Genomic DNA, 20,701 nt, shown 5'->3' with positions numbered 1-20,701 from the left:
CGGTCCGGATCAGGGAGCTGCGCGCACGCCGGCCGGCACGGCAGCCGGAACCAGCTGCGCGGACAGCGCGTCGTTCTTGTAGAAGGTGTAGGACAGCGTGATCGTCTTCACGTTGGCCGGCAGATCCGGGTCAACGATGAAACGCACCGGCATGTCGCGTTTCTCACCGGCCTGCAGGGTCTGCGCGGTGAAGCAGAAGCACTCTGTCTTGCTGAAATAACCTGACGCCTTGGCCGGTGCCACCGACGGCACCGCACTGCCGACCAGCGCGCGATCGCTGTCATTGCGCGCGTAGTACAGCGCTTCGTTGAGCTCGCCGGGGACCACGTCCATGGTCAGCTGCTCGGGATGGAACGCCCAGGGCAGCTTGGAGTTCACGCCGCCGTCGAATTCGATCCGCACGGTGCGTTTGCCGGTGGCCGCCGCCGCACTGGCACCGGCCGCACCGGGGCCGCGTTCCAGGCGCACGCCGAACACCTTCTCGCAGGCGATCCGATACAGCGGCACCAGCGAGAACGTCAGCACGAACACGGCCACCGCCACCCCGATCAACCGGGGCAGGCCCGCCGTGCGTGCGGGAGCGGCCGTGTGGGTTTCGCTCATCGCCCGATCACCCCGGTCAGGATGAAGCCGACGTAGACCAGCACCGCCACGACGCCCACCTTCCAGGCGGTGCGTTGGGCACGTTGGCGCTGCTGCTGGTAGAGCCGCGCCGTGCTGACCTGTTCGTGTTCCGGTGTCTGCGCTGCCGTGTGGGGCGCATTGTTTTGCGCCGAGCTTGGCTCGGCGCTACCGGAAGGGAGTGAAGAGGCGATTGTGCTGTGGGTGGGCATGTCGGCCTCAGTGGGTCACGTCATCGTGGGCCAGGTCACCCGGGCGGATGGTCGGCGGCACGGTGAAGGTGTGCGCCGGAGCCGGCGAGGGAATCGTCCACTCCAGCCCTCGCGCGCCTTCCCAGGCACGGTCGGCAGCCTTCTCACCATTGCGCAGCGAGGCAATCAGGATCGCGGCCATCATGAAGGGCGTGGCGAACATGCCGAATGCACCGATCGAGCTGATCAGGTTCCAGTCGGCGAAGGCCACGCTGTAATCGGGAATACGCCGCGGCATCCCGGCCAGGCCGAGGAAGTGCTGCGGGAAGAACAGCAGGTTGACGAACACGATCGACCACCAGAAGTGGAACTTGGCCCACTTCTCGCTGTACATGCGCCCGGTCCACTTCGGCCACCAGTAGTACACCGCGGCGATCAGCGCGAACACCGCGCCGGTCACCAGCACGTAGTGGAAGTGCGCCACCACGAAGTAGGTGTCGTGATACTGGAAGTCGGCGACCACAATCGCCAGCATCAGCCCGGAGAAACCGCCGATGGTGAACAGGATCACGAAGGCCACGGCCCACAGCATCGGCGCTTCGAAGGTGAGCGAGCCGCGCCACATCGTGCTGACCCAGTTGAACACCTTCACCCCGGTCGGGATGGAGATCAGCATGGTGGCGAACATGAAGTAGATTTCGCCGCCCAGCGGCATGCCCACGGTGAACATGTGGTGGGCCCAGACGATGAACGACAGGAAGGCGATCGCCGCCACCGCGTAGACCATCGCCTGGTAGCCGAACAGCGGCTTGCGGCTGAAGGTGGGGATGATTTCACTGACCACGCCGAACGCCGGCAGGATCATGATGTACACCTCGGGGTGCCCGAAGAACCAGAAGATGTGCTGGAACATCACCGGGTCACCGCCACCGGCGGCGTTGAAGAAGCTGGTGCCGAAGAACTTGTCGGTGAGCAGCATGGTCACCGCACCGGCCAGCACCGGCATCACCGCGATCAGCAGGAAGGCGGTGATCAGCCAGGCCCAGCAGAAGATCGGCATCTTCAACAGGTCGATGCCCGGTGCACGCATGTTGAGCACAGTGGCGATGATGTTGATCGCGCCCATGATCGAGCTGATGCCGGCCACGTGGATGGCGAACACGCTGAAGGCCACGTTGTAGCCGCCCTGCAACGACAGCGGCGGGTACAGCGTCCAGCCACCGGCCGGCGCGCCACCGGGCAGGAACAGGGTGACCAGCAGCAGCGAGAAGGCCACCGGCAGCAACCAGAACGACCAGTTGTTCATGCGCGGCAGGGCCATGTCCGGCGCGCCGATCTGCAGCGGAATCATCCAGTTGGCCAACCCGACGAAGGCTGGCATCACACCGCCGAAGATCATCACCAGCGCGTGCACGGTGGTCATCTGGTTGAAGAACTCGGGCTTGACGAACTGCAGGCCCGGTTGCGCCAGCTCGGCACGGATGATCACGCTCATCGCCGCACCGATGATGAACATGATGAAGCTGAAAAGCAGGTAGAGCGTGCCGATGTCCTTGTGGTTGGTCGAGAACAACCAACGCTCGAAGAAACCCTGCTGATGCCCGTGGTGCCCGTCGTGGTCAACTGCGGAATGCGCCATCGCAACTACACCTCTTTGATTACGCTGGTACCCGCCTGCGCCAGCCGGCGCAGGCGGCTCGATGTCAGGCGTTGCCGGCCGGGGCCGGTGCAGCGTCCGGGGCCGCCGGTGCAGGCGCGGCCTCCGGGGTGGCTGCCGGTGTGGCCGGCGCCGGTGCAGGTTCGGCAGCGGGCTTGGGCTTGCGCTCGGCCAGCCACTTCTGGAACTCCTGCTTGGACACCGCCTCGACCACGATCGGCATGAACCCGTGGTCCTTGCCACACAGCTCGGCACACTGGCCGCGGTACACGCCGGGGGTTTCGATGTTGGTCCAGGCCTCGTTGATGAAGCCCGGGATGGCGTCCTGCTTCCAGCCCAGCGCCGGTACCCACCAGGCGTGGATGACGTCATCGGAGGTGATCACGAAGCGCACCTTGGTATCGACCGGCAGTACCAGACGGTTGTCGACATCCAGCAGGTAGTGCGGGTTGCTCTCGCGGGTGGGCACCTTGCCGCTCTGCCGCACCCGGTCCGATTCACGGTCCAGGCGGCTGGTGAAGGTGACATCCTCGCCGAGATACTCGTATTTCCACATCCACTGGTAGCCGGTGACCTTGACGGTCATTTCCGAGTCCCGGGTGTCGTAGAACTTGATGAGGTTGGCGGTGGCCGGCCAGGCCATCACCACCAGGATGATCACCGGGATCACGGTCCAGATGACTTCAGCCTTGGTGTTGTGGCTGAAGGTGGCAGCGACCGCGCCCTTGGATTTGCGGAACTTGAACATGGCGTAGAACATCGCGCCAAACACAAGAATGCCGATGACCGTGCAGACCCACAGCGAGAACAGGTTGGATTCCCACGCCAACCGCGAGCTCTGGGTCACCCCCTTGCCCATGTTCAGCTGCCAGGGTTTGGGGTCGGCCGCCTGGGCCCACGCCATTGCCGGCGCCAGCAGCGCCGCCCCGCACATCACTGTCTTTCCGAACGAACTGCCCCACTTTCTGCATTGCTTCATTGCCTAGACCCTTAGCGTCGTCGGTTGCAGCCATCGCTGGCCGCTAGCAAGCCTTCTAGTTTCAGGGCCAGTGCCTGGCGTTCGACCGGTGCGAGGAAAGCTCCTACCTGCACCTGCCGACCGCTGGACACCAGCCGGACACTCTCTTCGTCAGCGATCAGACGCACCCAGTACGGGTGGGCACTGAACACCGGCGCCTGCCCGGGTACGGGGATGACCTCCACGCACGCCGGCACTACCCGGATTTCTTCCTGCCGTTCACCACTACGCCACACACTACGCAGTGCCACTGCCAGCAACAGGCTGTACAGCAGCGCGAACAAGGGGGCCAACACGTTGCCGGCAAACCAGCCCAGGCTGGCCACCAACCACATCGCCCCCGCCAACACCGCAAACAACAGGACGAACTGCCGGGCATCGAGCGCCCGTGGGGGACGCAGCCGCAGTTGCGTTCCTGATCCGTCCGGAGCTGACAGCACCTCGATCATGTCGCAACCGCGTTTTTTCCTGCCGCGGGAAACGTCTCGATGGTAGCCCTGCTCTCCAGCGCGTAGCAAGGGTCCATTCACATTTTGCGAAATGTTGCAACACAGCATCAACATCAGCGGCCGATTTGCCGAATTCAGCACACTATTGGCCAAGCCCTGCGATCCGCCCGAATCCCGCTATATGAAAGGCTATGGGCGCAATCAAAAGGCGCATCGAAATCACTCGAAACGCCCAAAAAACGATTAAAATGGTCAAGTTTTCCACGAGCCGACCGGCATGACCGCACCTTCCGCGCTTCCCCCCGCCCCGGCCTCGTCCGGCGCCCTCCGCCCGCCGCTGCTGTCCCCCGAGCTGCCGGGCGTTCCCCCCGCCTTCCGCCAGGCCATCACCGATGCCTGGATGAAGGATGAGGCCAGCCACGTGCGCGAGCTGCTGGAGCAGGCCCGCCTGCCCGCCGCCGAGCAGGCGCAGGTGCAGGCCACCGCCGCCGACCTGGTGGCCCGCGTGCGCGTGCGCGCCAAGGACCAGGGCGCGATCGAAGCCTTCATGCGCCAGTACGACCTGGGCAGCGAAGAAGGCGTGTTGCTGATGTGCGTGGCCGAGGCGCTGCTGCGCATCCCCGACCAGGACACCGCCGACAAGCTGATCCGCGACAAGCTTGGCGATGCCGACTGGAAGAAGCACATGGGCGGCAGCGACTCGGTGCTGGTCAACGCCTCCACCTGGGGCCTGATGCTGACCGGCCGCCTGGTGCAGATCAACGATGTCACCCGCGCCGATGTGCCCGGTGCCTTCAAGCGCCTGATCGGCCGCGTCGGTGAGCCGGTGATCCGCCTGGCCGTGCGCCAGGCGATGAAGATCATGGGCCACCAGTTCGTCATGGGTCGCACCATCGACGAGGCGCTGTCGCGCTCGCACAAGGGCGACAACGCCAGCTACCGCTATTCGTTCGACATGCTCGGCGAAGGCGCGCTGACCATGAAAGATGCCAAGCGTTACCTGGAAGACTACCGCCGTGCGATCCACTCCATCGGTGGCGATCACAAGGCACGCGGCGGGCGCGTTGATGGCGACGTCAATGCCGCGCCGGGCATCTCGATCAAGCTGTCGGCGCTGTATCCGCGCTACGAGCACGCCAAGCGTGCACGGGTGATGGCCGACCTGGTTCCGGGCGTGCTCGAACTGGCGCAGCTGGCCAAGTCCTACGGCATCGGCTGCACGGTGGATGCCGAGGAAACCGACCGTCTGGAACTGTCGCTGGACATCATCGAAGCCGTCGTCAGCGATACCTCGCTGGCCAACTGGGAAGGCTTTGGCGTGGTGGTGCAGGCGTACCAGAAGCGCACCCCGTACACGATCGATTACCTGGCCGACCTGGCCCGTCGCATCGGTCGCCGCCTGCAGGTGCGCCTGGTCAAGGGCGCGTACTGGGATGCGGAAATCAAACGCGCGCAGATCGACGGCCTGCCCGCCTACCCGGTGTTCACCCGCAAGCAGAACACCGACGTGTCCTACCTGGCATGCACCAAGCGCTTGTTCACCCACGCCGATGCGCTGTACCCGATGTTCGCCACCCACAACGCGCACACCATCGCGGCGGTGAAGGCGATCGCCAAGGGCGGCCAGTACGAGCACCAGAAACTGCACGGCATGGGCGATGACCTTTACGCCGAAGTGGTGCCGGCCGATCGCCTGAACGTGCCGTGCCGCGTGTACGCCCCGGTCGGTTCGCACGAAGACCTGCTGCCGTACCTGGTGCGCCGCCTGCTTGAGAACGGTGCCAACTCCAGCTTCGTCAACCGCATCACCGATGACAGCGTGGCCATCGACGACCTGATCCGCGATCCGGTCGAAGCGGTGTCCTCGTTCGATTCCGTTCCGCACCCGAAAATCCCGCTGCCGGTCGATCTGCTGCGCAGCCAGAACCATGACAGGAAGAACTCCATGGGCGTCAATCTCGCCAACGACAACGATCTGCGCGCCCTGGCCGAGCAGCTCAACGCAGCCGTGAAGCCCTGGCACGCCGCACCGCTGGTGCCGGGTGCGAACCCGACCGGCGCGCTGTTGAATGTGACCAACCCGTCCGACAGCCGCCAGGTGATCGGCCAGTGGCAGCCGGCCGACAGCGCCACTGTGGAGAAGGCGCTGGCCAATGCCGTGGCCGCGCAGCCGCAGTGGAACCGCACCCCGGCCGCCAGCCGCGCGGCGATCCTCGAACACGCCGCCGACCAGCTCGAAGCACGCATGCCGGAGTTCATGGCACTGTGCGTCAAGGAAGCCGGCAAGAGCCTGCCCGATGGCATTGCCGAAGTGCGCGAGGCCGTGGATTTCCTGCGCTATTACGCCAAGCAGGCGCGCGAGCAGTTCGGCCACGCCGAAAAGCTGCCCAGCCCCACCGGTGAGTCCAACGAACTGCAGCTGCATGGCCGCGGCGTGTTCGTGTGCATCAGCCCGTGGAACTTCCCGCTGGCGATCTTCCTGGGCCAGGTCAGCGCCGCACTGGCCGCCGGCAACAGCGTGATCGCCAAGCCGGCCGAACAGACCAACCTGATCGGCTACTACGCGGTGAAGCTGCTGCTCGACGCGGGCGTGCCGGAAGGCGTGCTGCAGTTCCTGCCGGGCGACGGTGCCACGGTCGGCGCCGCACTCACCGCCGATCCGCGCGTGGCCGGCGTCGCCTTCACCGGCTCGACCGACACCGCGCGTGCGATCAACCGCGCGATGGCTGCACGCGATGCCGCCATTGGTGTGCTGATCGCCGAAACAGGCGGCCAGAACGCCTTCATTGCTGACTCCTCGGCGCTGCCGGAGCAGCTGGTCAAGGACGCGATTGGCTCGGCCTTCACCTCGGCCGGCCAGCGTTGCTCGGCCGCGCGCGTGCTGTTCGTGCAGGACGATATCGCCGACAAGGTGATGACGATGCTGGCCGGTGCGATGGCCGAACTGAAGGTCGGCGACCCGGGCCTGCTGTCCACCGACGTCGGCCCGGTGATTGATGCCGATGCGCTGCAGATCCTGCAGGACCATGCCGTGCGCATGGAGAAAGAAGCGCGCCTGATTGCCGCCGCCGAGCTCAGCGAAGCCGCCGCACACGGCACGTTCTTCGCGCCACGTGCGTACGAGCTGAAGAACCTCGACCAGCTGCACAAGGAAATCTTCGGGCCGGTGCTGCACGTGATCCGCTGGAAGGGCGATCAGCTGGATGCGGTGATCGATCAGATCAACGCGACCGGTTACGGCCTGACGCTGGGCGTGCACTCGCGCATCGATGAAACCGTGGACCGGATTTCCTCGCGGATCAACGTGGGCAATGTGTACGTCAACCGCAACCAGATCGGTGCGGTGGTCGGGGTGCAGCCGTTCGGCGGCCAGGGCCTGTCGGGTACCGGCCCGAAGGCTGGCGGCCCGCACTACCTGCTGCGTTTCGCCACCGAGAAGACCGTCACCGTGAACACCACGGCGGCCGGCGGCAACGCGTCGCTGCTGACCCTGGGCGACTGATCGTCCACGCCATGCGGCAATGAAAAGCCCCGCGAAAGCGGGGCTTTTTTTTGGGTTCTTCCAGGGGCAACTGCTCTGGCTTCGTTCTGGGTGTGAGGCGAGCGTTGGGGCCCGCGCCCCAGCCATCTTCTTCACCGCGGGGCCTTACACGGCAAAAATGCGCCGCAGACTTTTCCCGCATAGAGGAGAAGAACCTGATTCGTTGGCCAGCAACCTGGAATGCGCCCCAGGTCGCACCACGTCACTCGGCCTGGATCGACTCGATCTCATCACCGATCAGCAGGCTGTCGCCGCTGTAGCGCTGGAACTTGATGCGGCCGAAACCCGGCGCGTACCAGACCTCGATGCGATTGCCATCGCCGGTGGCCGTCAGGTGACAGGTATTGGCGAAGGTCCGCGGCTGATAGTCGATCTCGACCTCCAGATTCTCGAAGCCCACGAAGGTGTAGTCGGAGAAGCCGTCGAAGGCGAGCGGCGCGGTACTGCCTTCAGCGTGGTTGGTACGCTCGCCCTGACCGGTGTACACGAAGCGCTCGCCCGGCTTCGCGCTCTGCGGGAAGGTGGGGGCCGGCTTGTAGGTATCGGTCATCACCGGCGCGCTGGCATCGCCGCCCCAGGCCGAAATGCCGTAGCGGAGCGTTCCGAGCTGCTGGCGACCACTGCGGTCGTGCACGGTGGCACTGCTGACACCGCCACCGGCGTTGGTCACCGTGATCGCATCCTGGCCGGCGAAGGTCGTCGCAGCAATCGTGATCGTCTCATCGGCATTGGACCAGGACACGCCCGGGGTGAGGGTGAAACAAGTGGCGAAATCAGCCGCGGCGAAGGCCGGGCAGGACAGCGCGGCAAGCCCGATGGCCAGCGTGGAACGAAGCAGAACAGACGACATGTACAGATCCTTGTCAGTTGACCAACAGCCTGCAGTGGCGCAGGCCGGGGCGGGATTGTACGTCGTCGGATCAATGCGCAGTCGGCGCTGCTGACCATTGGCCCATGCCCATGCCCATACGTGAGCGTGGTCGGTCAGTCGTCCGCCCACCGGGTCGATCCTTGCCCGGCCGAGCTTGGGGAGTGCAGCCTGATGGGGGCAATGGGCCGATGGGCACCGCCGGTGCTCCGGTCGCCGCTAGGGTGCTGTCACGCCGCGCGCCCGCATGAATTCCTCAGCCGCCTGCTCCCAATGCTGCCCATCGAAGCGATGGATCTTCAACGCGGCCAGATCGATACCCGCCACGCAGCGCAGGTTGATCACCCACTGGCCAGGGGCCAGGCGCGGATGACTGAACGGCGCCACCCCGCACTGCAGGCAGAAGAAGTGCTGCGCGGTGCGGGTGCCGAAGCGGTATACGCCGAGCGCCGCCTCGCCCTGCAGCAGGCGGAACTGCGCAGCTTCGCAACCCAGCCAGATCGCACCGCGCGCGTGGCAGATCGAGCAGGTGCACTCGAACGCCGGCGCCGGCGGTGCGTCGAATTCGAAGCGGACCGCCCCGCAGTGACATGCACCGGTATGAAGGGTCATCAGCAGGCTCCGCAAGCAGGATGGGGTGCCATTGAAGCCCTGTTCCCCCTCGGCCACCAGCGGCCGATTCGACAGCTTTCGTGCACAATCGGCCAATGCAGGATTTCACCGTCATCGTGCTGCCCGGTGCCTTCGCCTCCAGTGTCGCGTTGAGCCTGGACCTGCTCGGCACGGCGGCCACGCTGGCGCCGCGGTTGGGCCTGCCAGCACCGCGCTGGTCGATCTGCGGGCCGACGCGCGGGCCGGTACCGCTGGGCGCGCACCTGCAGCTGCGGGTGCAACCGCTGCCGCGGCACAGCGACGGCAGCGCGTGCTGGATCCTGCCGGGGCTGGGCATGGACGATGCGCAGGCGATCACGCAGCGGTTGGCCGCGCCCGATATCCCACCGCTGCTGCGCGCCCTGCAGATGCATGCCGCAGCGGGTGGCCGGATCGCGGCATCGTGCGCCTCGCTGTTCGTGCTGCAGGCTGCCGGTCTGCTCGCGCAACGGCGGGTGACCACCAGCTGGTGGCTGGCGCCTGCCCTGCAGCGGCTGGAACCTCGCTGTCGGGTCGAGCCGGATCACATGGTGATCGACGATGGTCCGGTGATCAGTGCCGGTGCCGCGCTCGGCCATGGCGATCTGATGCTGTATCTGCTGCGGCAACGCTTCGGACCAGCGTTGGCCGACGCGGTCGCCCGTGCGCTGCTGCTGGACCGTCGCCAACTGCAATCGCCGTACATGGTGCCGGTGCTGATGGCACAGGGCAACGCCTTGATCGCCGCACTCACCGCGCATATCGAGGCCTGCCTGCCGTCTGCGGTCAGCGTCGCCGATCTGGCCGCGCAGGCCTGCATGTCACCGCGTACGTTGTCGCGGCAGGTCAACCGCGCGCTCGGCCATGGGCCGCTGCAGTTGATCCGCAGCGTGCAGTTGAATCGCGCGCGTGCGCTGCTGGAGAACAGCCGCTACACGGTGGAACGCGTGGCCGAACTGGTCGGCTATCGCGACCCGACAGCGCTGCGCCGCTTGCTGCGCCGGCGCTTGAACGCCACCCCGCGCCAACTGCGCTGAATCTGGCGGCAAGCCGAAAAAACAAAAGGCCCCGCTTGCGCGGGGCCTTCTGCAGGTCAAACAACCGGTGCTGATCGGTGGATCAGAACTTGTAGTTGAACGACGCAGCCAGCACGTCGCCGCGGACCTTGTACTTGCCGGTCAGCGAGTTGCCCTGGTTGTTGGCGGTAGCGCCGATCTTCACGTCCGGATCGCTGGTGAACAGGTGGGTGTAACCGAAGTTGTATTCCATGTTCGCCGACGGGGTCCAGCCCACGCCCAGCGACAGCCACTTGCGGCTGGTGTCCGGCACGCGCACGTCGCGGTGGGCGCTGGTGGTCGGGGTCTGATCCAGGGCCACACCGGCACGCAGGGTGACGGTGTCATTGAGCTTGAAGTCGGTACCCAGCGAGACGAAGGTCGTATCGCGGTAGGCGAAGTCGAGCACCGAGTCCGGCTGCGCCGAGGCGTAGTCGATGGTGACCTGATCGAACGAGGTCGACCACGCGGTACGGGTGACGTCGCCCATCACGGTCCAACGGTCGTTGACGTTGTGGGTCACGCTCAGGGTGGCCGAGGCCGGCAGGGTCAGGGTGGCCTTGCCCGAGGTGGTCACGAAGCGGCCCGGCTGGGCCGAAGCCAGCACGGCAGCGGCGTTGGCCGGCACGTCGAAGGTGGCATCGCCGCCGGTGATCTTGTGCTCGACCTTGGAGCGGTAGCTGATACCGATGTGGGTGTTCTCATCGGGGCTGAACAAGCCGCCGACGGTCCAACCCACGGCATTGTTGTCGCCTTCCACGGTCAGCTTGCCATCGGCGCTGCCCGGGGCGAAGCCCGGCACGCGGGACTGCGCAAGCGCGGTGCCGAAGTCGATGTTGTTGCTCAGCTCGATGGTCATGTGTTCAACGAACACCGACGCGCCGAAGGACACGTACGGGTTGACGTCGTAGGAGGCGGCGAAGCCCAGGTCGATGACCTTCATGTCGGTCTTCAGGCCGCTGTAACGGCCGACCCAACCATTGTCGTATTCGGTCTTGAAGCCGAACGGGGCGGTCAGCGACACACCGAAGTGGGCCTTTTCGCCGATCGGCATGTGGAAGTACGCGGCCGGGACCGGTGCGATGGTGCCGGCGTCGCCGCCGTCACCGCCGGTCTGCGGGGCGCCGGTCGGCTTGCGGCCGGAACCCTTGAACTCGGCCGAGAAGCTGATGGCGCTCAGGTCACCCTGGATCTGCATGCCTTCCAGCTGGCGCATGCCGGCCGGGTTGACCGCGATGATCGAGGCGTCGCCCTGGGCGCTGCCGGAACCGGCGAATGCGCGGCCGAGGCCCTTGGCGCTGTTTTCCTTCAGCTGGAAGGCGGCGGCGTTGACGTGGCCGACGGCCAGGACACCGGCGATGCCGACGGCCAGGGCGGTGACACGGGCGAGCGTGGAAGCGGTATGCATGGTTGGTTCTCTCCGGAAAGCGGTGATGTTGGGCAACGCGCGCCTGCGTCATCCCTGCCCCTCTCAGGGTGGAGACAACGCGCCGGATTCCCCTCCCGACATACGACGCCGTATGCGAGTATACCCAGACCGGTTAATGAAACAATAACGGCCTTCGCCCTTGTGGCTATTCAGGCTGAACCCGTCAATCCCCCGCCGGGAGGGCCAGCGCGCTAGGCTAGCGCCACCCATGTTCGTGTCGATCCCTTCCCGCAAGAAGTCCGCCTTCCGCTGGGCCACCCCGCTGCTGTTCGCGACGCTGTGGCTGGCCTTCCTGTGGTCGATCTCGCGCCCGGGCGATGCCCGACGCAGCCTGTGGATGGACTGGGGCGCGCTGTCCACCGGGCTCACCCACCCGCTGGACTGGTGGGCCACCCTGCAGGACGGCAGCGTGCTGCGCCTGTTCACCGCGCTGTTCCTGCACGCGGACTGGTCGCATCTGCTCGGCAACCTGGTGTTCCTGCTGATTTTCGGGCTGCCGGCCGAACGCGTGCTGGGGCCGTGGCGGCTGATGCTGCTGTTCCTGGTGGGGGGCGCGGTGTCCAACTTGACCGCGATCTACACCATGGGCAGCCCCGACCAGATCATCATCGGTGCCAGCGGCGCGGTGTCGGCGATGATCGGGGCCTACCTGGCACTGTTCCCCGGCGCGCGGCTGGGCGTGGTGATCCCGCTCGGTCTGTTCCTGGAATTCGTGCGCGCCCCGGCCTATCTGTTGATCGGCGTGTGGGCGGCGCTGCAGGTGGTGTTCGCCTACATCGGCCCGACCTTCGGCATGGTGGCGTGGTGGGCACACATCGCCGGTTTCGCGTTCGGCCTGGCCTACGGCGTGTACGTGCGCGCCGCGATCGCACGGCGCCTGCGCAAGCGGCACGGGTTCTGACCCATAGCGGGTAGAGCCACGCCATGCGTGGCTGGAACGTGTCCGCAGACGGCAGCAATTGCACTGCCGCCGAGAAGAGCAGCCACGCATGGCGTGGCTCTACCCCCGGAGAATCAGGGTTTGGCAGCCGGTTCGGCGGGCTTCTTCTCTTCCGGCTTCTTCTCTTCCGGCTTCTTCTCTTCCGGCTTCTTCTCTTCCGGCTTCTTCTCTTCCGGCTTCTTCTCTTCCGGCTTCTTCTCTTCCGGCTTCTTCTCTTCCGGCTTCTTCTCTTCCGGCTTCTTCTCTTCCGGCTTCTTCTGCGCCGCGGCCTTGGCGGCTTCAGCCTTCTGTCGCGCGGTGACCGAACCGGGCTGCTTCAACTCGGCCAGGGCGTCGTTGATCGGGCCATCGCCGGACAGCACGGCACCGGCCTTGTAGCCATCGCCGCCTTCCTCGTCGCCGCGCAGGTGGCCGGGCAGGGTGGCTTCGCTGTAGTCGGCCAGGCTGGCGGGCAGTTCGTCATCGCCCGGCTGCTTGTCCGGCTGCAGCTGCACATCGGGCACGATGCCGGTGGCCTGGATCGACTTGCCGCTGGGGGTGAAGTAACGCGCGGTGGTGAGCTTGACCGAATCGCCATTGTCCAAAGGCAGCACGGTCTGCACCGAGCCCTTGCCGAAGGTGCGGCTGCCGACCACACGTGCGCGACCGTTGTCACGCAGCGCACCGGCCAGCACTTCCGAGGCACTGGCCGAACCGGCATCGGCCAGCACCACCACCGGTGCGCCCTTGAGCAGGTCGCCCGGGGTGGCATCGAAGCGCGCGTCGCTGATCGCGATGCGGCCACGCGTGCTGACGATGTTGCCCTTCTCCAGCAGGTCGTCGGCCACCTGTACCGCGGCGGTCAGCAGGCCACCGGGATTGCTGCGCAGGTCCAGCACCAGGCCCTTGAGCTTGCCGCCAGCCTGCTGCTGCAACTGGGCCACGTGCTTCTGGAAATCCGCACCGGTATCGGCCTGGAACGTGCTCAGGCGGATGTAGCCGTAGCCGGGTTCGAGCATCCGGCTGCGCACGCTGGTGACGCGGATGGTCTGCCGGGTCACGGTGACATCGAAGGGCTTGGCCTTGCCGGTGCGCACCAGGGTCAGCACCACCTTGGTGCCGGCCGCGCCACGCAGCGGTTCGGTCGCCTCGATGGCGCTGATCGGCTTGCCGTCGATGGCGATGATCAGATCACCGGCCAGGATGCCCGCGCGCGTGGCCGGGGTGTCGTCGATCGGCGAGATCACCTTCAGGCTGCTGTTGTCGGGCTGCTGCTGCAGCTCCACGCCGATGCCGTCGTAGGCACCGGTGGCCTGTTCGTCGAAGGCTTCAGCGTCTTCCTTGTCGAAGTAGGTGCTGTGCGGATCCAGATCCAGCAGCAGGCCGCGGATGGCGGACTGCATCAGCTTCTTGTCATCGACCGGATCGACATAGGCCGCGCGCACCGCGTTGTACACGGCCACGTAGCGGCGGATTTCTTCGAGCGGTACCCGCGATGTCACCGCCTCTTCCGTGGTGGCTGCATCGGCGCCGCGTGCCGGCGCTTCGGCGGTCTGCTGCGCCCAGGACACCGCAGGCAGCAGGGCCAGCAGCAAGGTGGCGGAACGGGCTACGCGCATGAAGCACTCCAGTGTGAGCGGAAACGGGCGCACCAGGGTGCGTGGCCCGATTATGCGCGAAGCCACGATAAATTCCCGTTGAATACCGCCTCTCGTGGCGCCCCGGCGTTGGGCCGGGGTTGTGCCACGGCCGCCCTCAGCGGCGTTGCAGCCAGCTGCCCGGATCGACCGGTTGGCCATTGCGGCGCAGTTCGAAGTACAGCGCGGTGACGCCCTGGCCGCCGGAGTTGCCGACCTTGGCCACCGCATCGCCCTTCTTCACCGTCGCGCCGGCATCACGCAGCAAGGTGTCGTTGTGTGCGTACAGGCTCATGTAGCCGTTGCCGTGGTCGACGATCAGGATCATGCCGTAGCCGGTCATCCAATCGGAGAACACCACGGTGCCGTCGGCGACCGCGGTGACCGTGCTGCCCGCCGCGGCACCGATCAGTACGCCGCTGCTGGTGCGCCCATCGGGCAGCTTGCCGCCATAGCGGGCCAGCAGGTTGCCCGACAACGGCCAGCCCAGCCCGCCCACCTTCGGCGGCGGTGCGGTGGCCACCGCAGGCGGTGTCTTGGTAGCGCGCGGCGGCGGCCGCGTGCCGCTGGCGGCCGCAGCACGTTCGGCCTTCTCGGCCGCGGCCTTTTCAGCGGCGGCACGGCGTGCGGCCGCGCGGCGCTCGGCCTCGGCGCGGGCCGCGGCCGCACGCAGATTGGCCAGCAGGGTTTCCAGTGCCTTGGCGTCCTGGCCCAGCGCCTTCTCGCGTTCGCTGCGGTCCTTGTAGCGCTCGTCCAGGCTGGCCACGGTTTCGGCCCGATCCTTGCGGTCGGTCGCCAGCGCCACCACCTGCTGCTTCTGCTGCTGACGGGTGCCCTCCAGCGCCTGGCGCCGTTCGACGATCTGCGCCTCCACCGACTGCAACGCGGCCAGGTCCTGGGTCAGCGCCTGGATCCGCCGCGCACGTTCGCGCTGCAGATAGCGGTGATAGGCCAGCGTGCGGTTGGCATCAGCTACCCGGTCCTGGGACAGCAGCAGTTTCAGCGGTGCGTTGTTGCCCACGCGGTAGGCGGCGCGCAGCAGCGAGGCCAGCTCATCGTGTTGCTTGGCCAGCCCGGTCTGCAGTTCCGTGCGCTTACGTTGCAGCTCGTCCATCGCGCGGGTTTCGCGCTGCAGGGCGGTTTCGGTCTGGGCCAGCACGCGGCCGGTGCGGGCGACCTTCTCATCGGCCTCGCGCAGCTGTCGCGACGCCTGCCCGCGCTGCCCTTCCAGGGCACGCCGTTCCTGCGCCACACCCTTCAATTCGGTGCGCAGCTTCTGCAGCTTGCGCTCGGCATCCTTGGGGTTCTGCGCCACGGCCGGGGCCAGTGCGAACACGGCCACCGCCAGCAACAGCGCACGCCACGCGGTCCGCAGTACCGACCCGCGGTGTCCGGCGGTCGGATTGTTATTCCGGCGTGAGGATAAGGCGTTGTGGCGCAAGGGCTTTCCAGTGACTTCAGGCAGATGCGGATTGTACCGATGCATGGTGACATCCCAGTAGGCGGCCTGCCAGCCGCATCCTGCACAACGAGGTTCCCATGAAACGTATTCCGCTTGCGCTGCTGTTGGCCCTGGTGCTGCCGTGCGCACCCGCCTTCGCCAACGAGAGCATCAGCAAGGTCAACGGCAGCATCCGCGCCGAAACCGGCCAGACCTATGGCGATCTGGAAACCGTCAACGGCGGTATCACCCTGGACGAGGGCGCCGTCGCTGGCGACATCGAAACCGTCAACGGCGGCATCCGTGTCGCCGACCGCGCGCACACCGGCAGCATTTCCACCGTCAACGGCAGTGTCCGCATCGGCCGCGAGGTCATGGCCACCGGCAATGTGGAAACCGTGAACGGCAGCATCTTTGCCGACCGCGGTACGCAGATCGACGGCGACCTGGAAACCGTGAACGGCAGCATCGGCCTGGTGGAAGCGCGCCTGTCCGGTGGTATCGAGACGGTCAATGGCGACATCACCGTAGGCGTGGGTACGCAGGTGGAAGGCGGGATCCGGATCAAGAAGCCCAGCTTCAGCCTGTCGCTTACCCCGGGCCGCAAGCCGCGGGTGATCATCGGCCCGAATGCCACCGTCAACGGCAGCCTGCAGTTCGATCGCGAGGTGACCCTGTACGTGCACCGCAGCGCGCACACCGGCGCCATCAGTGGTGCGCAGGCGCTGCCGTTCGATACCGACGCTGCGCCGCAGGATTGATACCCTCTTCCCGGTGCCTCCCGGCACCGGCCCTTTGCTTCCAGGAATCGATGATGTCCCGCAAACTTCTGTTGTGCCTCGCTGCCACCGCCGCGCTGAGCGCGTGCAAGGGCGAAGCCACTGCACCGACCGCGGCCCCTGCGGCCGACACCGCCCCGGCCGCCGCCGGCCACGCCTTCTCCTCGGAGATCAACGCCGGCGACTTCGCCGAGCTGACCAAGACCCTGGCCTCCGATGCGTTTGAAGGCCGTGCCCCGGGCAGCAAGGGCGAGGAGCTGACCGTCAACTACATCCGCGACCAGATGCAGCGCATCGGCCTGCAGCCGGGCAATGGTGACAGCTGGTTCCAGGATGTGGCGATGACCGAGACCACGGCCGATGAGTCGACCGTGCTCACCCTGGACCAGGCCGGCAAAAGCCGTGCGCTGAAGTTCGGCACCGACATGGTGATCGGCACCCGCAGTGGCCAGAAGGAAGTGAAGGTGGACGCCAGTGAGCTGGTGTTCGTCGGCTACGGTGTGGACGCGCCGGAGCAGAAGTGGAACGACTATGCCGGCCAGGACTGGAAGGGCAAGACGGTGGTGATGTTCGTCAACGACCCCGGCTTCCACACCGAAGACGCCAAGCTGTTCGACGGCAAGCGCATGACCTATTACGGGCGCTGGACCTACAAGTTCGAGGAAGCCGCGCGCAAGGGTGCGGCCGCGGCGCTGATCGTGCACGACACGGCCGGTGCCTCCTACGGCTGGGACGTGGTCAAGAACTCCTGGGCCGGCCCCCAGTACGACCTGCCCGCCAAGGATGATCCGGAAGCACGCCTGCCCGCACAGGGCTGGCTGAGCGCCGAAGCGGCACGTCAGTTGTTCGCCGATGCCGGCCTGAACCTGGACAAGGCCTACAAGGACGCCAGCCAGCACGGCTTCAAGCCGGTGTCGCTGAAGGCCAAGGTTTCCTTCGACCTGAAGAGCACCATCGCCGAGAAGCAGTCGCGCAACGTGGTCGGCGTCCTGCCGGGCAGCAAGCGTGCCGACGAGGCCGTGCTGTACATGGCGCACTGGGATCACCTGGGCAAGCACGAGGGTGAGCAGGGCGACAACATCTACAACGGCGCGATCGACAACGCGACCGGCGTGGCAGGCATCCTGGAGATCGCCGATGCGATGGTGCATCAGCAGCCGGCACCGGAGCGCTCGGTGGTGTTCCTGGCGGTAACCCTGGAAGAATCCGGCCTGCTCGGTTCCAAGTACTACGTCAGCCACCCGACCTTCCCGCTGGACAAGATCGCCGGCGTGATCAACATCGATGCGATGTCGGTGGCCGGCCGCGCCAAGGACATGACCGTGACTGGTTTTGGCAGCTCCGAGCTGGAAGACATCCTCAAGCCGCTGGCCGCCAACCAGGGCCGCACCCTGCACGGTGAAACCTCGGTGCAGAGTGGCTTCTACTTCCGTTCGGATCACTTCAACTTCGCCAAGGCGGGCGTTCCGGCGCTGTATGCCGACGGCGGTGAAGACCTGCGCGACGGCGGCGTCGAAGCCGGCCGCAAGGCGGCCGAGGCCTACGGTCGCGACCGTTATCACGGCCCGAAGGACGAGTACGACGCGGCCAGCTGGAAGCTCGATGGCACCGTCGAGGACCTGCAGGTGTTGTACGGCGTGGGCAAGGAACTGTCGGGCGGCGACCGCTGGCCGAACTGGTACGACGGCAACCCGTTCAAGGCAGCCCGCGACGCGATGATGAAGCCCGCGGCAGCTGCAACGCCGGCCACGGCAAAGTAAGCAACGTTCGATCGTCTGGTTCAGAACGGCGCCCCACGGGGCGCCGTTTTTTTTGCGCGCGGTGATACGGCGCCAGGACCGCGGTGGGTGACAAAAATACGGTGGGCATGGACGTTGCGGTGGGCCTGGAGGATGCGGTGGACCTCGAGGATGCGGTGGGTGCCGACCGTTGGTCGGCACTGCCTTGGCTCTGTGCGAACACCCCGGCGCGGTGAGCCGTCGCCCGACCAACGGTCGGGCGCTACCGAGGCTTCGGGGCAAACAGCCTGGCGCCGCCGAACAGTCGGCGGTCGCCAGCGCACACCCGCCGGCCTACCGACAACCGGATGTGATTTCCACGCGCACAAAGAAAAACCCCGCTGCGTGAGCAGCGGGGTTTTGGGTATAAACCCTGGCGATGACCTACTCTCGCATGGCTTAGGCCACACTACCATCGGCGCAGCTGCGTTTCACTTCCGAGTTCGGGATGGGATCGGGTGGTGCCACAGCGCTAATTTCACCAGGGAGACGGTTGGAGCAGCGCATCAATGCGCCAGCTCAGCAGAGGTCTCTTCCGAGAAGTGGGCACCTTCAAAAACCGGGTGCCTACAATTAAAGAAAAACCCCGCTGCATGAGCAGCGGGGTTTTTGGGTATAAACCCTGGCGATGACCTACTCTCGCATGGCTTAGGCCACACTACCATCGGCGCAGCTGCGTTTCACTTCCGAGTTCGGGATGGGATCGGGTGGTTCCACAGCGCTAATTTCACCAGGGAGACAGTTGGAGTGTCGCTTTGGGCTACGGCTCTTTGCAGGGAGCAGGCAAGGGTATGCCTGCTTTACAAAGAGACGCGCTTAAGCGCCTGCCTCTCGTTTGGTCTTGTGACGTAGCGTGCACTTGGATCTATCGACATGTCATGTCGGCCAAGGCAACTTGAGGTTATATGGTCAAGCCACACGGATCATTAGTATCAGTTAGCTCAATACATTGCTGTACTTACACACCTGACCTATCAACCACATAGTCTATATGGTTCCTTCAGGGGGCTTGTGCCCCGGGAGATCTCATCTTGAGGCGCGCTTCCCGCTTAGATGCTTTCAGCGGTTATCGCTTCCGAACATAGCTACCCGGCAATGCCACTGGCGTGACAACCGGAACACCAGAGGTTCGTCCACTCCGGTCCTCTCGTACTAGGAGCAGCCCCTCTCAAATCTCCAACGCCCATGGCAGATAGGGACCGAACTGTCTCACGACGTTCTGAACCCAGCTCGCGTACCACTTTAAATGGCGAACAGCCATACCCTTGGGACCGACTACAGCCCCAGGATGTGATGAGCCGACATCGAGGTGCCAAACACCGCCGTCGATATGAACTCTTGGGCGGTATCAGCCTGTTATCCCCGGAGTACCTTTTATCCGTTGAGCGATGGCCCTTCCATACAGAACCACCGGATCACTAAGTCCTAGTTTCCTACCTGCTTGATCCGTCGATCTTGCAGTCAAGCACGCTTATGCCTTTGCACACAGTGCGCGATGTCCGACCGCGCTGAGCGTACCTTCGAGCTCCTCCGTTACTCTTTAGGAGGAGACCGCCCCAGTCAAACTACCCACCATACACGGTCCCCGATCCAGATTATGGACCCAGGTTAGAACGTCAAGCACGACAGGGTGGTATTTCAAGGTTGGCTCCACTGCAGCTAGCGCCACAGTTTCATAGCCTCCCACCTATCCTACACAGACGAACTCAACGTTCAGTGTAAAGCTATAGTAAAGGTTCACGGGGTCTTTCCGTCTTGCCACGGGAACGCTGCATCTTCACAGCGATTTCAATTTCACTGAGTCTCGGGTGGAGACAGCGCCGCTGTCGTTACGCCATTCGTGCAGGTCGGAACTTACCCGACAAGGAATTTCGCTACCTTAGGACCGTTATAGTTACGGCCGCCGTTTACTGGGGCTTCGATCAAGAGCTTCGCCTTGCGGCTGACCCCATCAATTAACCTTCCAGCACCGGGCAGGCGTCACACCCTATACGTCCACTTTCGTGTTTGCAGAGTGCTGTGTTTTTGATAAACAGTCGCAGCGGCCTGGTTTCTGCGGCCCTCTTCAGCTATAGCTCGCATGAGCCACCAAAAAGGGCGCACCTTCTCCCGAAGTTACGGTGCCATGTTGCCTAGTTCCTTCACCCGAGTTCTCTCAAGCGCCTGAGAATTCTCATCCTACCCACCTGTGTCGGTTTACGGTACGGTCTGCGTAAGCTGAAGCTTAGGAGCTTTTCCTGGAAGCGTGGTATCAGTGACTTCGCCTTAAAGGCTCGTCTCGGTGCTCGGTCTTAAAGAATCCCGGATTTGCCAAAGATTCAAACCTACCTCCTTTCCCCCGGACAACCAACGCCGGGTACACCTAACCTTCTCCGTCCCTCCATCGCACTTACGCGAGGTGCAGGAATATTAACCTGCTTCCCATCGACTACGACTTTCGTCCTCGCCTTAGGGGCCGACTCACCCTGCGCCGATTAACGTTGCGCAAGGAAACCTTGGGCTTTCGGCGTGCGGGTTTTTCACCCGCATTATCGTTACTCATGTCAGCATTCGCACTTCCGATACCTCCAGCAGACTTCTCAATCCACCTTCAACGGCTTACGGAACGCTCCTCTACCGCGTACATATAAATATGCACACCCCAAGCTTCGGTTCACTGCTTAGCCCCGTTAAATCTTCCCCGCAGAC

16 protein-coding genes and 3 rRNA genes (1 of these 19 running past the window's edge) are annotated in these 20,701 nt (G+C 65.0%); 6 read left to right on the top strand and 13 right to left on the bottom strand.

The features are described 5' to 3' along the window. Nucleotides 1–9: 9 nt before the first annotated feature. From AC3IPM_RS01910 to AC3IPM_RS01890, 5 genes are all read right to left on the bottom strand, one after another. Nucleotides 10–603 (bottom strand): cytochrome c oxidase assembly protein, encoded by a 594-nt coding sequence (locus AC3IPM_RS01910; protein WP_489302235.1) that lies wholly within the window; start codon nucleotides 601–603, stop codon nucleotides 10–12. After that, a complete protein-coding gene (locus tag AC3IPM_RS01905) occupies nucleotides 600–833 on the bottom strand; it encodes a hypothetical protein (protein WP_489302234.1) in 234 nt (77 codons plus the stop codon). Before AC3IPM_RS01905 ends, AC3IPM_RS01910 begins: the two co-directional genes overlap by 4 nt. 7 nt (nucleotides 834–840) lie before the next feature. Further along, nucleotides 841–2,451, bottom strand: a complete 1,611-nt coding sequence (ctaD, locus tag AC3IPM_RS01900; protein WP_489302233.1) for a cytochrome c oxidase subunit I — start codon at nucleotides 2,449–2,451, stop codon at nucleotides 841–843. Between the two features lie 64 nt (nucleotides 2,452–2,515). Further along, nucleotides 2,516–3,448, bottom strand: coding sequence for a cytochrome c oxidase subunit II (gene coxB / locus AC3IPM_RS01895; protein ID WP_489302232.1), 933 nt, complete (start codon nucleotides 3,446–3,448; stop codon nucleotides 2,516–2,518). Between the two features lie 11 nt (nucleotides 3,449–3,459). After that, on the bottom strand, nucleotides 3,460–3,936 hold the full coding sequence (locus AC3IPM_RS01890) for a DUF2244 domain-containing protein (RefSeq protein WP_489303996.1): 477 nt from the start codon (nucleotides 3,934–3,936) through the stop codon (nucleotides 3,460–3,462). Nucleotides 3,937–4,213: 277 nt separating this feature from the next. Here AC3IPM_RS01890 and putA point away from each other — a divergent pair, with 277 nt between their 5' ends. Next, nucleotides 4,214–7,438, top strand: coding sequence for a bifunctional proline dehydrogenase/L-glutamate gamma-semialdehyde dehydrogenase PutA (gene putA / locus AC3IPM_RS01885; protein ID WP_489302231.1), 3,225 nt, complete (start codon nucleotides 4,214–4,216; stop codon nucleotides 7,436–7,438). A 241-nt stretch (nucleotides 7,439–7,679) separates the two neighbouring features. Here the strand turns inward: putA and AC3IPM_RS01880 are convergent, their stop codons facing one another. Together AC3IPM_RS01880 and AC3IPM_RS01875 are read right to left on the bottom strand one after the other, a co-directional pair. Further along, the gene (locus tag AC3IPM_RS01880; RefSeq protein WP_489302230.1) at nucleotides 7,680–8,327 is read right to left on the bottom strand and encodes a hypothetical protein; all 648 of its coding nucleotides are present in this window, start codon (nucleotides 8,325–8,327) and stop codon (nucleotides 7,680–7,682) included. 237 nt (nucleotides 8,328–8,564) lie between these two features. Further along, nucleotides 8,565–8,957: a GFA family protein gene (locus tag AC3IPM_RS01875; RefSeq protein ID WP_489302229.1), complete on the bottom strand. Its 393-nt coding sequence runs from the start codon at nucleotides 8,955–8,957 to the stop codon at nucleotides 8,565–8,567. Nucleotides 8,958–9,052: 95 nt separating this feature from the next. Here AC3IPM_RS01875 and AC3IPM_RS01870 point away from each other — a divergent pair, with 95 nt between their 5' ends. Further along, nucleotides 9,053–10,012, top strand: a complete 960-nt coding sequence (locus AC3IPM_RS01870) for a GlxA family transcriptional regulator (protein ID WP_489302228.1) — start codon at nucleotides 9,053–9,055, stop codon at nucleotides 10,010–10,012. An 82-nt stretch (nucleotides 10,013–10,094) separates the two neighbouring features. Here AC3IPM_RS01870 and AC3IPM_RS01865 read toward each other — a convergent pair whose 3' ends face one another. After that, nucleotides 10,095–11,438, bottom strand: a complete 1,344-nt coding sequence (locus tag AC3IPM_RS01865) for an outer membrane protein transport protein (protein ID WP_489302227.1) — start codon at nucleotides 11,436–11,438, stop codon at nucleotides 10,095–10,097. A gap of 229 nt (nucleotides 11,439–11,667) precedes the next feature. Between AC3IPM_RS01865 and AC3IPM_RS01860 the strand changes: the two genes are divergently transcribed. Beyond that, complete coding sequence (locus tag AC3IPM_RS01860) at nucleotides 11,668–12,360, top strand: rhomboid family intramembrane serine protease (protein WP_489302226.1); 693 nt, start codon at nucleotides 11,668–11,670, stop codon at nucleotides 12,358–12,360. A gap of 113 nt (nucleotides 12,361–12,473) precedes the next feature. Here the strand turns inward: AC3IPM_RS01860 and AC3IPM_RS01855 are convergent, their stop codons facing one another. Continuing rightward, complete coding sequence (locus AC3IPM_RS01855; RefSeq protein WP_489302225.1) at nucleotides 12,474–13,997, bottom strand: S41 family peptidase; 1,524 nt, start codon at nucleotides 13,995–13,997, stop codon at nucleotides 12,474–12,476. Nucleotides 13,998–14,133: 136 nt separating this feature from the next. Continuing rightward, the gene (locus AC3IPM_RS01850) at nucleotides 14,134–15,456 is read right to left on the bottom strand and encodes a murein hydrolase activator EnvC family protein (RefSeq protein WP_489302224.1); all 1,323 of its coding nucleotides are present in this window, start codon (nucleotides 15,454–15,456) and stop codon (nucleotides 14,134–14,136) included. A gap of 98 nt (nucleotides 15,457–15,554) precedes the next feature. Here AC3IPM_RS01850 and AC3IPM_RS01845 point away from each other — a divergent pair, with 98 nt between their 5' ends. From AC3IPM_RS01845 to AC3IPM_RS01835, 3 genes are all read left to right on the top strand, one after another. After that, nucleotides 15,555–16,217 (top strand): DUF4097 family beta strand repeat-containing protein, encoded by a 663-nt coding sequence (locus AC3IPM_RS01845; protein WP_489302223.1) that lies wholly within the window; start codon nucleotides 15,555–15,557, stop codon nucleotides 16,215–16,217. A 53-nt stretch (nucleotides 16,218–16,270) separates the two neighbouring features. Continuing rightward, on the top strand, nucleotides 16,271–17,995 hold the full coding sequence (locus AC3IPM_RS01840; RefSeq protein WP_489302222.1) for a M28 family metallopeptidase: 1,725 nt from the start codon (nucleotides 16,271–16,273) through the stop codon (nucleotides 17,993–17,995). Between the two features lie 83 nt (nucleotides 17,996–18,078). Further along, complete coding sequence (locus AC3IPM_RS01835; RefSeq protein WP_489302221.1) at nucleotides 18,079–18,210, top strand: hypothetical protein; 132 nt, start codon at nucleotides 18,079–18,081, stop codon at nucleotides 18,208–18,210. A gap of 174 nt (nucleotides 18,211–18,384) precedes the next feature. Here AC3IPM_RS01835 and rrf (AC3IPM_RS01830) read toward each other — a convergent pair. The 3 genes from rrf (AC3IPM_RS01830) to AC3IPM_RS01820 all read right to left on the bottom strand — a co-directional run. Further along, nucleotides 18,385–18,499 (bottom strand): 5S ribosomal RNA (gene rrf, locus AC3IPM_RS01830). 134 nt (nucleotides 18,500–18,633) lie between these two features. Continuing rightward, a 5S ribosomal RNA gene (rrf, locus tag AC3IPM_RS01825) occupies nucleotides 18,634–18,748 on the bottom strand. Between the two features lie 170 nt (nucleotides 18,749–18,918). Further along, nucleotides 18,919–20,701, bottom strand: a 23S ribosomal RNA gene (locus tag AC3IPM_RS01820) (it continues 1,096 nt past the right edge of the window).

The organism is Stenotrophomonas sp. GL_111 (assembly GCF_057835245.1).
The sequence above is the reverse complement of the archived record's forward strand: the minus strand, read 5'-3'. Positions and strand labels throughout refer to the sequence as shown.

Coding starts and splice junctions, on each gene's coding strand:
- AC3IPM_RS01855 (WP_489302225.1), bottom strand. CDS start 13,997: ATGCGCGTAGCCCGTTCCGCCACCTTGCTGCTGGCCCTGCTGCCTGCG.
- putA (WP_489302231.1), top strand. CDS start 4,214: ATGACCGCACCTTCCGCGCTTCCCCCCGCCCCGGCCTCGTCCGGCGCC.
- AC3IPM_RS01865 (WP_489302227.1), bottom strand. CDS start 11,438: ATGCATACCGCTTCCACGCTCGCCCGTGTCACCGCCCTGGCCGTCGGC.
- AC3IPM_RS01905 (WP_489302234.1), bottom strand. CDS start 833: ATGCCCACCCACAGCACAATCGCCTCTTCACTCCCTTCCGGTAGCGCC.
- AC3IPM_RS01870 (WP_489302228.1), top strand. CDS start 9,053: ATGCAGGATTTCACCGTCATCGTGCTGCCCGGTGCCTTCGCCTCCAGT.
- AC3IPM_RS01910 (WP_489302235.1), bottom strand. CDS start 603: ATGAGCGAAACCCACACGGCCGCTCCCGCACGCACGGCGGGCCTGCCC.
- AC3IPM_RS01845 (WP_489302223.1), top strand. CDS start 15,555: ATGAAACGTATTCCGCTTGCGCTGCTGTTGGCCCTGGTGCTGCCGTGC.
- AC3IPM_RS01890 (WP_489303996.1), bottom strand. CDS start 3,936: ATGATCGAGGTGCTGTCAGCTCCGGACGGATCAGGAACGCAACTGCGG.
- AC3IPM_RS01840 (WP_489302222.1), top strand. CDS start 16,271: ATGTCCCGCAAACTTCTGTTGTGCCTCGCTGCCACCGCCGCGCTGAGC.
- AC3IPM_RS01860 (WP_489302226.1), top strand. CDS start 11,668: ATGTTCGTGTCGATCCCTTCCCGCAAGAAGTCCGCCTTCCGCTGGGCC.
- AC3IPM_RS01880 (WP_489302230.1), bottom strand. CDS start 8,327: ATGTCGTCTGTTCTGCTTCGTTCCACGCTGGCCATCGGGCTTGCCGCG.
- coxB (WP_489302232.1), bottom strand. CDS start 3,448: ATGAAGCAATGCAGAAAGTGGGGCAGTTCGTTCGGAAAGACAGTGATG.
- AC3IPM_RS01875 (WP_489302229.1), bottom strand. CDS start 8,957: ATGACCCTTCATACCGGTGCATGTCACTGCGGGGCGGTCCGCTTCGAA.
- ctaD (WP_489302233.1), bottom strand. CDS start 2,451: ATGGCGCATTCCGCAGTTGACCACGACGGGCACCACGGGCATCAGCAG.